This window comes from Terriglobia bacterium (genome assembly GCA_020072815.1).
GTDB lineage: Bacteria > Acidobacteriota > Terriglobia > Terriglobales > Acidobacteriaceae > Angelobacter.
In genome coordinates this window covers 33337-45465 of the sequence record JAIQGE010000021.1, presented here as the reverse complement: position 1 = coordinate 45465, position 12129 = coordinate 33337, and the positions used below count along the sequence as shown (strand labels likewise).

Here is a 12129-nt window from a genome sequence, read left to right as displayed (position 1 = left end):
ATCCGGAGATGTAATAAACTTGCGTTCTCAGGCGAAGGGATTGCTCCCGAGTTTTCGTTTTTCAATGAAGTGGTCCGTGAGTCTCCCTCCGTCGGAATCTTGAAATTGTGAGGTGCTTGGTGCGAAAAGCATTTTTCCTGTTGCTCTTCCTGGCTGCTGCCCCCATCTCCACAATAGGGACGCAGGCTCTAGCCGAAAGCGCTATCGCTGCTCCTGTCGAAGATTTTGGCAAGTTTCTGGGAAACCCGCAAACAGAATGGAACCAGGACGGCCGCACAATGCGTCTCATCAAAACTTTCGTTTACGAAGACGCCAACGGAAAAGATTGGACCGCTCCGGCAAACTCGACAATAGACGGCGCTTCAATCCCCCGAATCTTTTGGTCGATCATCGGCGGCCCGTTTGAGGGTGAATACCGCAATGCTTCAATTGTTCACGATACTGAATGCCAATCCCATACTCACCCGTGGCAGGACGTTCATCGCATGTTTTACTCAGCGTCCCGAGCGGGCGGCGCTAGCGAATTCAAAGCAAAGATTATGTTCGCCGCCGTCTATCATTTCGGCCCAAGGTGGCCGAAACCGGGAGAAACCCAGGCACCACCAACCAGTTTGCAGTCAGAGGACGATATGCTTCGGACTATCGCTCTCATTCGGAAAAATCGGGATATTAGCATCGATGCTATCCAAGGACTTTCGCACCTTGGTCTCGCCACACAGGTATCCGACGAGGATCTCGCAAGTGAACGCCGCATGATGCAAGAAATACAACGCCAACGGCTATCAGGAGAGCCACTGGTGCGCTTCTTCTACCAATGATCGTTATGCCGCAAGACTAATTTACCTGGGGCGGGTGGCCCACCTTTTCTTGCCTTTCTCTGTTCCCTAGAATACTCGAGGGTGCCCCATCCTTTTGCGACCAAGGCGGCTTTTCTTCGGAGCAACAGGGTGGGCGGGTGGCCCATTTAAAGTGCTCCATCGGTAAAGAACCGCGCGAAAAACGACACCTTCCACAAGCGCAACAGTACAGTGTACAAGTTCGTGCTGTATTCGCTACAGGAAATCTGCTATGTTGGTTCGATCCGTCTCAGGGCGGGAAGTTCAACGGTCTTTGACAACCAGCAGCTAGCAAATCGCAGACTAGCAACTAGCCAAGCGCCATATGGCGGTCTTTACCGCAAAGGGCGCTAAGGCAGTTAAGAACCAACGAGATAGGCAGAAAATGTACTAAGTGGTAAACAGTTGGGTGACCGTTGGGTCGAATGGAGTAACCGGCACAAATATACTTGCCTCGCCCACTGTGGAGGTGTACGATGAGCCTCATAAGTGGACAGGAAACTCGGACGCTCTGGCAATTGCTAGGGGAGTCCGCCGCGCTCCTGTGGAAAGATTGGCCACGAAACATGAAAGTATCAAACATATTCAAAGACGGCTTTGTTCTCAATGGAGAGTGTCCCCATTGTCAAAGCAAGGCCGCTTTCATGACTGTTGGGGAACCATTCCAGGAAGGCACTCCGAATACCTTGCCAATCCGAATGATTGGAGCGGCTCGCTGTGTCGCGTGTAACAAGTACATCTTGGCCATAGTCAGAAGCGACGTTACAACGTCTTCACAGATTTATCATATCTGTGACGAATATTACCCGTTGGGCGCACCCAATCAAGACCTAGAAAAAAGTATCCCCGAAGATGTTGCCGAGGATTTCAGAGAGGCGATTCGCTGTCAGTGGGTCAAAGCATATCGCGCATGTGTCGTGATGTGCCGACGCGCGATTCAAAGTAGCGTGATTACTCTCAACGCGAAAGGTAAGAACCTGGTTGAACAAATAGACGATTTAGCTTCCAAGGGCACAATCACGCAACCCCTTAGGGAGTTTGCTCATGAAATCAGATTGGCCGGGAACGTAGGCGCACATGCCGATGGATTGGACGATACCAAAGATTCGGACGCGGAGGACATTGTCGCATTCACGCGAGAATATCTAGATCACGTCTATGTCATGCCAGCTAAACTGAAGGCTAGAAGGCCACCTAAACCATGACCAAAGACCACAACGAGTTTCAGAAGTTCGATGCTGTTATGCGGACAGTTCTCTCTGTTTCGCATGATGAGTTGCAAAGACGCGAAAAAGAATGGAAGCGAAAACAAGCACGGAAAAAGCGGGCTAAGACTTCGCCCGCTTTCCGCGCTTCCCGCGTAAAGGGTTAATTGTTCGCGGCGGGCCCCACCTTGCCAGTCAATGCGGCAAAGGTAAGACGCTTGCCAACGATCTGAGAGATGGCCAGATTGAAGCGGCCGGCGTCATCAAGCCCCTTGCGGTTGTTAAAACGGAACGCCTGTTCATCTACATAACGGAACAAATGAAACGGCTCAACAGCCACGTAAGTCCCGCCAAGGCCGCGCTTAAACAGCGACCAGAAGTTTTCCATTCCGTTTGTGTGGACTCGCCCATCTACATATTTCTCCAGGTGATTGATGACTTGATGGACATAATCACTACTGAAGGCCATGTAAGCAGGATGCTCGTCGCTATACAGAATGGAACCCTTTTCAACGGTGTTGTAGATGACCTCGCTCAACGATTCCTTCTTGCGATTCGGGACTACCTTGGCACGAACCTTGCCGCCACGCTGAAGCACTCCCATGACAATGGTTTTCCCGCTGTTATTGTCGCGTACATTTACGCGAACCCTGCGCGCCTTGTGCATGTTGCGCGATTTGCCGCCGATATAAGTTTCATCGGCTTCGACTTCGCCGCTCATTTTGGAACCAAAGAAATCATCCTGCATTGCGAGACGAATCCGGTGAAGCATGAACCATGCCGACTTTTGAGTGACTTTCAGATCACGCGCAATCTCATAGCTACTGATTCCATTCTTGCAGTTCGTAAGCAGCCAAGTTGCCGTGAGCCACTTGTCCAAAGGAATCGGGCTGTCCTCAAAGATCGTTCCGACTTTGACAGAGAACTCACGCTTGGGGTGATGACTTCCACACTTCCAAGTGCGCCGCTTTGCATTGAAGCTGACTTTCTTGGAGCCACAACCAGGGCAGATGACGCCTTCTGGCCAGCGACGGACAGCAAGGTAGTCAATGCAGTTGTCAGGATTCGAGAAGTAGATAATTGCCTCTTGAAGGCTTGTCGGCTCATGGCTCATAACATTCTCCATGACCTAAATATAGCCCAAAACAGTGGGGGGGGGGGGGGGGGGGGGTTGATATCTAGTTATTGCCTATTTAGTAATTGGGGCCGTGACAGATACAGGGCGCGCGGGTGGAGACGTGGCATGCCACGTCTCTACGTTGAGATATCGGGAGGTGCGGGCACTCACCCCTTCGCCCGCACCCTATTCTTCCAGTGCGACCACACAAACCAAACCACTCCGGCCAAAAACAAAACGACAATCACCGCGTCAAAACGGTGGAACCACATTTTCAGCCGGGGATCTTTGTCCCAATGTTCACCCAACTTCATGCCCACCCAGGCCAGCCCCAGGCACCACGGCCAGGAGCCGACGAAAGTGTAGATATGAAACTTCAAGCGGGGCATGCGGGCCACACCCGCGGGCAGGGCTATAAACGTTCGCACCACGGGCAAAAGGCGGGCTACCAGGACGGCAATGGCGCCAAAGCGGTGAAAGAAGCGGTCCGCCATGTCCAGGTCGTGGCGGCTGAGCAGAACGTACGACCCGTATTTTTCCGCGAGCGGCCGTCCGCCGAAATGGCCGACTTCGTAAGCCACCACCGATCCCAGGTTGCAGCCGATGGCGCCGGCCGTCGCCACCCAGAAAAGATTGAAGGTGAAATGCGTCAACGGATCAGGATGGCCCGCGTACACCAGGTATCCGGCAAAGGGCATGATGATTTCCGACGGCAGGGGAATGCACGCCGATTCGATCCCCATCAGGAACATCACTCCCAGGTACCCGGTCTTGGAGATCACGGCGATGATGAATCCCGCCAGCGCGGCAATGATTTTTTCAATCATGGAGTTGGGTCATGGGTGGTGGTTTTGGACTAGTGCTTGCCCGGACTACCGGCTAAGTGCTAATGGCTGCTGTTCAGAAGTCCTGTGAATCTTGCGTGAAGGTGTAGCCGGGCAAAGTCATGCCTTCCTCCAATTTGGAGACTTTCACGCGGATAGTGTCTGAATCCGGGGCGGCGGCAGTGGCGGGACGCAGCATGGCAAACTGGGTAAAAAGCTCGCTGTACACCTTGGTGACAAGGAAATTGGCGCCGCCTTCGTCGGCGCGCCAAATCTGTCCGGCCTGAACACTCTTGACCATGGAACTTAAAGACTACCCATCCCCACCGGCGAAGGTCAATCCGGCAATTTGCCGCTGAATAACTCTGGTAACCTTGCCGCCGGCACGCGCACCCCCAGATAAAACTGGCCGAAAAGGGCATATTTGGCGCTGACTTCGTCAAACCGCATCTCGTAGATCAGTTTCTTGAAGACCACCGGGTCGTCGGCAAACAGGTCCACGCCCCACTCCCAATCGTCCAGGCCGATGGAGCCGGTGATGATCTGCTTTACCGTGCCGGCGTAGCGGCGGCCCACCATGCCGTGTTCTTCCATCTGCCGCTGGCGCTCCTCAATGGGCAGGCTGTACCAGTTCTGTTCTTCGCCGCGGCGGCGGTCCATCGGGTAGAAGCAAACGTAGCGTAAGGGCGGGATCTGGGGAAACAAGCGCGGGCGCATGGCTTCGGTCTGCCGGGCGATGGTGTCCGCCACGGCGGCGTCCCACTCCGGCGTGTGCGGCTCAATACCCTTCTCCTGCAGACTGCGGAACAGCTTGAGCGACGACTCGTACAATCCCATCTCCACCACGGAAACAAACGAAGTTGTCTGCTCCAGGTAATCACTCAGGCGCAGGCGGGCCAACTCCAGCTCCGCGTGCTTCAGGTGATCAAATTCGTTGCGGAAATGCACCAGCATGAGGTCCGCTTTGTGGCCCAGCATGGAAAACAGCGCGGTCTGCCCGGAGACGTGGTGTTCCAGCTTCTCCAGAGCCGTGGCCGCCTCCGAAAGAATCTCTTTCTGCTGATCGGCGGAGAGCTTTCGCCATTCCGGCCAGCGGAAACGGAACATCTGGTGCAACACGCTGGCGCCTTCCAGCGTTAGCGGGACTGCGTGCAGTTTTTCACCTGCGGTAACTTTCATGGTAGATGCCATCGCGACCTCATTCGTCAGTTCGGCTATTGAGATTGTAAGCCCTGTGCTTTAAATTTTCTCCTTATGCCTGTTGCCAAGTCCAAATCGAAGTCCCGCAAGACGCCCGCCAAAAAAGCCGCGAGACCCAAGCCGAAGCCTGGGCTGCAGTCTGGGTTGCAGTTAAAGCCTATGCCGAAAGCGAAGTCAAAGCCGCAATCGAGAGGCGGTAAGGGCGGTTACGATCCGCTCAGCCCGGCGCGGATCCAGGCCATCCTGCAGGGCCTCGACGAACGCTATCCTAACGTTGTCTGCGCGCTTCACCACCGCAGCGCGTGGGAGTTGCTGATTGCCACCATCTTGTCCGCGCAATGTACTGACGTGATGGTGAACAAGGTCACACCGGGGCTTTTCGCAAAGTATCCCACGCCGCAGGCCATGGCGGCGGCCACGCCGGAAGAGCTTGAGCCCATCCTGCGGCCGACGGGCTTTTACCGCAACAAGGCCAAGTCCGTGGTGGGAACGTCCAAGGGAATCATGGAAAAATTTGGCGGCCAGGTGCCGGACGACATGGCGCATTTGCTGACCCTGCCGGGGGTCGCGCGCAAGACGGCCAATGTGGTGCTGGGTTCGTGGTTCAAGATAGCGGTGGGCGTGGTGGTTGACACGCACGTGCATCGCATATCGCGACGGCTGGAACTGACCAGGGCCGACGATCCGAAGAACATCGAGCAGGACCTGATGAAAGTGGTCCCGCAGGAAAAGTGGATTGATTTCTCCCACCAGATCATTCATCACGGGCGCGCGGTATGCGTGGCCCGCAAGCCGCGTTGCGCGGACTGCAACCTGGAAAAACTTTGCCACGCCGCGGACAAGACCTGGTCCACGGTGTAGATTCATAAGGCGGCGCAGCCGTGAGTGTTTCAAAAGACAAATTCCACCACGGAGACACAGAGGCACGGAGAATGCAAAAGCGGATGAATTGGTTGGCGGTTTGCTTCTTTGCTGCGGCGCTGTCTTTCGGCCAAGCGCCTCCTTCCGCTCCCACCTTCATCACCGACCCCGCGCAGATCACCGCAAAAAACAAGTTTGACGTGATGCCGCTGAGCATTGAAAAGCTGTACATGACGCGCAACATTGGTGACAGTACGTGGTCGCCGGACGGCAGGCAGATCGCGTTCATCAGCAACATCAGCGGGCGGAACAATATCTGGGTGGTCCCGGCGGAGGGCGGCTGGCCCACGCAGCTCACGGTGAGCAACCAGCGCCAGTCGGGCTTGTCATGGTCGCCCAAAGGCCGCTGGATCGCCTACATCTCTGACACGGACGGCAATGAACAGTGGGACATCTTTCTGGTCTCGCCCAGCAACGGGCAGGTCGTCAATCTGACCGGCACGCCGGAAACTTCTGAAAGAGACCTCGCCTGGTCGCCGGACGGCGAGCGCCTGGCCTACGGCGTGCGTCCAAAAGATTCCCCCAGCCGCGAAATTGATGTGATGGAAATTGCCAGCAGGAAGGTGACTCATATCACCCGGAACACGCCGAAGGACCGCAGCAACGTTGTTGCAGCTTGGTCGCGCGACGGCAAATGGCTGGTCTTCACGCAAGGGGACGCCGCCGACAAGGACAGCAACATCTTTCTGGCGAACGCCGCTACGGGACAGGCTACTAACCTCACCCCCCACCAGGGCGAGCAGAATTTCGTCGCCAGTGATATTTCGCCCGACGGCAAGACCGTGCTCCTCACCTCCAACGCAGCCAACGGTTATAACAACGCCGCTCTTCTTGATGTAGCCACCAAAAAAATCACCTGGCTGACCCAGGGCAAATGGGAAACCAGCTCCGGCAAGTTTTTCCCTGACGGCAAACGGCTCACCTGGACCACCAACGAAGACGGCAATGGCGACATCATCGTCTACGACCTGGGCACTCGCCAGGCGCAGACGCTGGCCGTGACCAACGGCATCAATACGCTGGCCGGGTCGGAGTCGCCATTCACCCGCGATGGCGCGCGCATGCTCTACTACCATGACGGCCCCAACGCGCCCACGGACCTGTGGGTCTATGACTTTGCCGCGCAGAAGGCGCACCAGGTCACGCATGCGCTTTCCGGCGGCATCCGCGGTGAAGACATGGTGGAGCCGTACCTGGTCCACTATCCCAGCAAAGACGGCAAGTGGCAGATTTCGGCGTATGTCTATGCGCCCTACAACGCGGAACGCAACGGAAAGAACGCTGCGGTGGTTTTCGTCCACGGCGGGCCGAACGGCCAGGTGCAGAATGACCTCAGCCGTCCCATTCAATACCTGGCGAACCAGGGGTTCTTCGTGATCGCCCCGAACTATCGTGGCTCCAGCGGCTACGGGAAGGAATTCGCTGACGCCAACCGCTTTGACATGGGCGGCGGCGACCTGGAGGACGTGGTCTCCGCCGCAGATTGGCTGGTCAAGACCGGATATGTGGACACAAAAAAGATCGCCGTGATGGGCGGCAGCTACGGCGGCTACCTGAGCATGATGGCCGTGGCCAAAGCGCCCGACCGCTGGGCCGCGGGCATCCCCATGATTCCGTTCGTAAACTGGTTTACGGAGATGGAAAACACTTCTCCCTTGCTGCGCGAATTTGTCCGGGCCAGCATGGGTGATCCCATCAAGGACATGGCGCGATTCAAAGACCGTTCGCCCATCTACTTTGCCGACCAGATCAAAGCGCCCCTGCTGCTGCTGGCGGGAGGCAACGATCCCCGCTGCCCCAAGACGGAAGCCGAGCAGGTGGTGCAGGCGGTAAAGAAACGCGGCGGCGTAGTGGAATTCAAGGTCTATGAGAACGAAGGCCACGGCTTTTCCAAGCTGGAAAACCAGATTGACGCCTACACCCGCATTACGGAGTTTTTGAAGAAGTATGTGCCGCCGGAGAAGTGCGGGTGCAATATTTATGACAGCAATTAGCAACTGGCAACTAGCAATTGGCTAAGGCAGCCTCGCATCTTTGCGTCCTTCGCGTCCTTCGCGGTGAAACTGTTTCTATTGCGGCCCCAATAACCTCTGCAACAACTGCTGCGCTGCCACTTTGTGTACGTGTTCTGAAATGGCCAGGACCAGACCTTGCATGGTGTACTCGCGGGCTTCAATGGCGGGAGGAAAGCCGGCGGTGCGGAGAGCTTTGCTGGTGACCGGGCCGATGGATGCCAGGGTGACGTTGTTGAGGGCTTTGAGACTGTCTTTGCCCAGCAATGAGAAAAAGTTCGTGGCCGTGGACGAACTGGTAAAGGTCACAATGTCCGGGCGCGGCGTTCTTCCGGAGAACAGACTCTGCAACTTGGCTTGCGCTCCGGCGGGCACCACGGTCTCATAGGCTTCGACCACGTCAAGCAGAACGCCGGCATTCTTGAGTTCCGTGGGCAATACGTCGCGAGCGATTTTTGCGCGGGCCAGCAGCACGCGCTTCCCTTCCGTCTTGCCGCGCAATGCCTCCACCACGGATTCGGCAATGTATTTCTCCGGCGTCACGGCAACTTTGAGTCCCTGCGCTTCGATGGCTCTCTGCGTGGCCGGGCCGATGGCCGCAATCTGCAGGTGCTTGAGCTGGTCCATTCCGATCTTGAGTTTTTTCAGGCGCTCGACCACGGCTTCCATGCCGTTGACGCTGGTCAGGATCAGCCATTCGTAGGTGGCGATCTTCCGCAATGCGTCGTCGAGAGGCTTGTAGCTGGCGGGCGGCTTGATCTCGATGGTGGGAATCTCAATAACGTCAGCGCCCAACTCGCGCAGAGGCTGGGCCAAGCTGCCGGACTGCTTGCTGGCGCGAGTGGTGAGGATGCGCCAGCCGGTCAGCGGCTGCATGGCGCCTTGCAGAGCTACAGGATCAACGCTCATGGCTGGCTCGGGACCGCGACTCCCATTTGATAGACGTCCTTGAGAATCTTGTCGCCGCCTCGCTGCAAGAGCTTTTGCGCAGTTTCGCGCCCAAGTTGCACGGGATCATGGCCCGTGGCGGATTCGCGCAGGATTTCGCTTCCGTCCGGCCGCCCAACCATCGCCTGCAAATGCAAACTGCCATCGCGCATTTCGGCGAAAGCGCCGATAGGGACCTGGCAACCGCCGCCCATCGCGCCCAGCACAGCGCGCTCGCATTCGATGGCCGCGCGGGTTTCGGCATGATTCAGGAAAGCCAGATGCGCCAGCGTCTCGCGGTCGCCGGCACGCGATTCAATCGCCAGAGCGCCCTGGCCCACCGCTGAGCACATGGTCTCAGCGGGAATGCGCGAGCGCACGTGCTTGTCCAAACCTAAGCGGTGGACTCCGGCGGCGGCCAGGATGATGGCGTCATATTCGCCCGACTCCAGTTTGCGCAGGCGCGTATCCACGTTGCCGCGCAAGGGAAAGATTTCCAGATCAGGCCGCAAGGACTTCAACTGGCATTGCCGACGCAAGCTGCTGGTGCCGACTTTGGCGCCCTGCGGCAGATCGCCCAGCGCCGCATACTTCACGGAGATGAAGGCGTCGCGCGGGTCTTCGCGCTTCATGATGGCGGCCAGGGTAAACTGCGGATCAAGCTCGGTGGGTACGTCCTTCAAACTGTGCACCGCCAAGTCAACGCGCTTCGCCGCCAGGGCTTCTTCAATTTCTTTGGTGAACATGCCCTTGGTGCCAACCTTGGCCAGCGCCACGTCCAGGATTTTGTCGCCCGTGGTCTTGATGATTTCAATTTCCACGGCGTGGCCCTGGGCGCGCAGCAGCCCGGCCACGTGATTGGCCTGCCAGAGCGCCAGTTGGGAACCGCGCGAGCCGATGCGAAGGTTGGCCATTAGCCTTTGGGCTTTCCGTTGTTTTGGCCGCTGTCCAAGTTAAAGATGCGGCGAATCATTTCATGGATGGTCTCAGCCTCCGGATGGGCAGCCGACGACTTCAGCGTGGTAATGGGCGTGTGCAGCAGTTTGTTGATGATGCCGCGGGTCATGGCGTCAATGGCGGCTTCCTGGTCGGGAGAAATCCCGCCGAGGCGGCCACGAATCCTATCAACCTCAGCTTGACGAATGGTTTCACAATATTCCTGCAGGGAAAGAATCGTGGGGACGAAATGCAGAGACTTCATGCGCGCGGCAAAACGGTCCACTTCGGTTTCAACGATCTTCTCCGCCCGCTCAGCTTCTTTTTTACGCTCCGCGCTGTTGGTGCTGGCCACCGACTGCAGGTCGTCCACGTCATACACAAAGATACCGTCGAGTTCGTTGACTTCCGCGGCCACGTTGCGGGGGACAGCGATATCAATGAAGAACATGGGACGATTGCGCCGGCCTTTCAGCAGAGCTTCGCCGTGCTCGCGGCGAAACAGCGGATCAGCCGCTCCGGTGGAGGTGAGAATAATGTCAGCCTGGCCGGCGGTGTCGTAGAGACGCTCAAAAGGAATGGCCTGGCCGTTGAACTCTTCGGCAAGTTCCTCAGCGCGCGCGTAGGTGCGATTGCTGATGATGATGCGCGCGGCCCCGTGGCTGATCAGGTGGCGAGCGGCGAGTTCCGCCATTTTACCGGCGCCCACCAGATATACCGTCTTGCCTTGCAGCGATCCAAAGATCCGTTCCGCCAGTTGCACCGCCACGGACGCAACGGAAACGCTGGAGCTGCCGATGGAAGTCTCTGAGCGGACCTTCTTGGCGACGGCAAACGCGCGGGACAGCAGAGCCTCCAGCTTGGAGTGGACCGCTCCCAGTCCGCGGGCAACGGTGTAAGCCTCTTTCACCTGGCCCAGGATCTGCGCTTCGCCCACCACCATGGAATCCAGGCTGGAAGCCACGCGGAAAACGTGGCGCACGGCTTCACGCTCGCGGAATTCATAAAGATTTGAGCCGATGGCGTCCCCGCTCACGCCGAAGTAGCTGTGCAAGAATCCGCGCAAGTCGGCGTGCGACTGCGTGCTGGCGATCAGTTCCACGCGATTGCAAGTGGAGATCACCATGCCTTCGTCCACGCCGGGCTGTTTCACCAGGGCGCCAATCGCCTCCGGCAGCCGGGTCTCCGGGACAGCCAGCCGCTCGCGCATCTCCAGCGGTGCGCTCAAGTGATTTACGCCGATGAGGTGGAATTTCATTTGGCAATAAACTTGTGCGTATGGCTCAAATTGTTGGCGGCCCAAGCCAGGACCGCGGTGGCAAAAGCAAACGTCGCCAGGTAGGCGGCGCGGCGTCCCCGCCAGCCGGCGCTCCAGCGCGTGTACAACACCATCACATACAGCACCCAGGTGACGATGGAGATCACGATCTTCACGTCGTAAAAGTAGGCTGCTCCCTGCTTGGATTCGCCCAGAATGGCGCCGGCGATCAGCCCCAGGGTCATAAAAGGAAATCCCCAGATCAGGCACTTGTAGCCGATCTCATCAATCACCGCCAGCGCGGGCAACTTGGTCCAGAAGCTGTTGGTGGTTGCTTTGGTCTTGATTGCCTTGAGAGATCGCTCCTGGATCAAGTACAGGATGCTGGCAATGAAACTGAACAGGAGCGCCGAGTATCCGATAAAGATCAGGCCAACGTGGATGAAAATCCACTGCCTGCTGACAAACAACGGGTTGGGCGACGACACAGTGTTTGATCCCAGCGCCGCCGAAGCGGTCAGCAGGAACACCAGCGGGAAAACCGGCAGGCCGGGAGCGGTGGCCCGGTATCGGGCGTAAACCACAAAGAAAAAAACCATCAAGAGAAACGCCAGCATGGACTCCAGTTCGTGCATGGAAGCCGGCGTCCAGGCGCCTGTCCCCATGGCGTTTTCAATCAGCGCGACAAAATGGAAGGTCATGCCCAAGCCCACCGCGGGCATGGTGATGCGAGTGAGCACCTGGCGTCCGCCCCAGAATGACGCCAAAGCGTAGATCAGGCCTACGGTGTAGAGCGACAGCGCGACTCGTAACCAGAATAAGGGCATGGAGTTAATTGAAAATTATAGACGCGTTTCTCTCATCCAAGGAGTGACGAAGCGCACACACTGGTA

General features: G+C 57.3%; 12 protein-coding genes. 4 read left to right on the top strand and 8 right to left on the bottom strand.

Annotation, left to right across the window (positions count from 1 at the left end):
- The first annotated feature begins 119 nt into the window (after window positions 1–119).
- Together LAO20_20845 and LAO20_20840 are read left to right on the top strand one after the other, a co-directional pair.
- Window positions 120–818 (top strand): DUF1353 domain-containing protein, encoded by a 699-nt coding sequence (locus LAO20_20845; GenBank protein MBZ5533884.1) that lies wholly within the window; start codon window positions 120–122, stop codon window positions 816–818.
- A 584-nt stretch (window positions 819–1402) separates the two neighbouring features.
- Window positions 1403–2041: a DUF4145 domain-containing protein gene (locus LAO20_20840; GenBank protein MBZ5533883.1), complete on the top strand. Its 639-nt coding sequence runs from the start codon at window positions 1403–1405 to the stop codon at window positions 2039–2041.
- A 163-nt stretch (window positions 2042–2204) separates the two neighbouring features.
- Here the strand turns inward: LAO20_20840 and LAO20_20835 are convergent, their stop codons facing one another.
- The 4 genes from LAO20_20835 to LAO20_20820 form a co-directional block, all read right to left on the bottom strand.
- A complete protein-coding gene (locus LAO20_20835; protein MBZ5533882.1) occupies window positions 2205–3167 on the bottom strand; it encodes an IS1595 family transposase in 963 nt (320 codons plus the stop codon).
- A gap of 158 nt (window positions 3168–3325) precedes the next feature.
- A complete protein-coding gene (locus LAO20_20830) occupies window positions 3326–3985 on the bottom strand; it encodes a DedA family protein (GenBank protein MBZ5533881.1) in 660 nt (219 codons plus the stop codon).
- Between the two features lie 73 nt (window positions 3986–4058).
- A complete protein-coding gene (locus LAO20_20825; protein ID MBZ5533880.1) occupies window positions 4059–4283 on the bottom strand; it encodes a hypothetical protein in 225 nt (74 codons plus the stop codon).
- Window positions 4284–4318: 35 nt separating this feature from the next.
- Window positions 4319–5161, bottom strand: coding sequence for a heme-dependent peroxidase (locus LAO20_20820; protein MBZ5533879.1), 843 nt, complete (start codon window positions 5159–5161; stop codon window positions 4319–4321).
- A 180-nt stretch (window positions 5162–5341) separates the two neighbouring features.
- Here LAO20_20820 and nth point away from each other — a divergent pair, with 180 nt between their 5' ends.
- Window positions 5342–6043, top strand: coding sequence for an endonuclease III (gene nth / locus LAO20_20815; protein ID MBZ5533878.1), 702 nt, complete (start codon window positions 5342–5344; stop codon window positions 6041–6043).
- Window positions 6044–6126: 83 nt separating this feature from the next.
- Window positions 6127–8097, top strand: a complete 1971-nt coding sequence (locus LAO20_20810) for a S9 family peptidase (GenBank protein MBZ5533877.1) — start codon at window positions 6127–6129, stop codon at window positions 8095–8097.
- A 75-nt stretch (window positions 8098–8172) separates the two neighbouring features.
- Here LAO20_20810 and LAO20_20805 read toward each other — a convergent pair whose 3' ends face one another.
- Genes LAO20_20805 through LAO20_20790 form a run of 4 tightly spaced genes read right to left on the bottom strand, consistent with a single transcriptional unit; the run spans window position 8173 to window position 12063 of the window.
- Window positions 8173–9024, bottom strand: coding sequence for a uroporphyrinogen-III synthase (locus LAO20_20805; GenBank protein MBZ5533876.1), 852 nt, complete (start codon window positions 9022–9024; stop codon window positions 8173–8175).
- On the bottom strand, window positions 9021–9956 hold the full coding sequence (gene hemC, locus LAO20_20800; protein MBZ5533875.1) for a hydroxymethylbilane synthase: 936 nt from the start codon (window positions 9954–9956) through the stop codon (window positions 9021–9023). The genes LAO20_20805 and hemC overlap by 4 nt, the downstream gene beginning before the upstream one ends.
- Window positions 9956–11236 (bottom strand): glutamyl-tRNA reductase, encoded by a 1281-nt coding sequence (gene hemA / locus LAO20_20795; GenBank protein MBZ5533874.1) that lies wholly within the window; start codon window positions 11234–11236, stop codon window positions 9956–9958. The genes hemC and hemA overlap by 1 nt, the downstream gene beginning before the upstream one ends.
- Entirely contained in the window at window positions 11233–12063 is an 831-nt protein-coding gene (locus LAO20_20790; protein ID MBZ5533873.1) for a cytochrome c biogenesis protein, read from the bottom strand. The genes hemA and LAO20_20790 overlap by 4 nt, the downstream gene beginning before the upstream one ends.
- Window positions 12064–12129: the final 66 nt, after the last annotated feature.

What these genes read in the sequence shown, in the direction of transcription:
- LAO20_20840 (MBZ5533883.1), top strand. Translation starts at nt 1,403, where the DNA reads ATGAAAGTATCAAACATATTCAAAGACGGCTTTGTTCTCAATGGAGAG.
- LAO20_20835 (MBZ5533882.1), bottom strand. Translation starts at nt 3,167, where the DNA reads ATGGAGAATGTTATGAGCCATGAGCCGACAAGCCTTCAAGAGGCAATT.
- LAO20_20830 (MBZ5533881.1), bottom strand. Translation starts at nt 3,985, where the DNA reads ATGATTGAAAAAATCATTGCCGCGCTGGCGGGATTCATCATCGCCGTG.
- LAO20_20825 (MBZ5533880.1), bottom strand. Translation starts at nt 4,283, where the DNA reads ATGGTCAAGAGTGTTCAGGCCGGACAGATTTGGCGCGCCGACGAAGGC.
- LAO20_20820 (MBZ5533879.1), bottom strand. Translation starts at nt 5,161, where the DNA reads ATGAAAGTTACCGCAGGTGAAAAACTGCACGCAGTCCCGCTAACGCTG.
- nth (MBZ5533878.1), top strand. Translation starts at nt 5,342, where the DNA reads ATGCCGAAAGCGAAGTCAAAGCCGCAATCGAGAGGCGGTAAGGGCGGT.
- LAO20_20810 (MBZ5533877.1), top strand. Translation starts at nt 6,127, where the DNA reads ATGAATTGGTTGGCGGTTTGCTTCTTTGCTGCGGCGCTGTCTTTCGGC.
- LAO20_20805 (MBZ5533876.1), bottom strand. Translation starts at nt 9,024, where the DNA reads ATGAGCGTTGATCCTGTAGCTCTGCAAGGCGCCATGCAGCCGCTGACC.
- hemC (MBZ5533875.1), bottom strand. Translation starts at nt 9,956, where the DNA reads ATGGCCAACCTTCGCATCGGCTCGCGCGGTTCCCAACTGGCGCTCTGG.
- hemA (MBZ5533874.1), bottom strand. Translation starts at nt 11,236, where the DNA reads ATGAAATTCCACCTCATCGGCGTAAATCACTTGAGCGCACCGCTGGAG.
- LAO20_20790 (MBZ5533873.1), bottom strand. Translation starts at nt 12,063, where the DNA reads ATGCCCTTATTCTGGTTACGAGTCGCGCTGTCGCTCTACACCGTAGGC.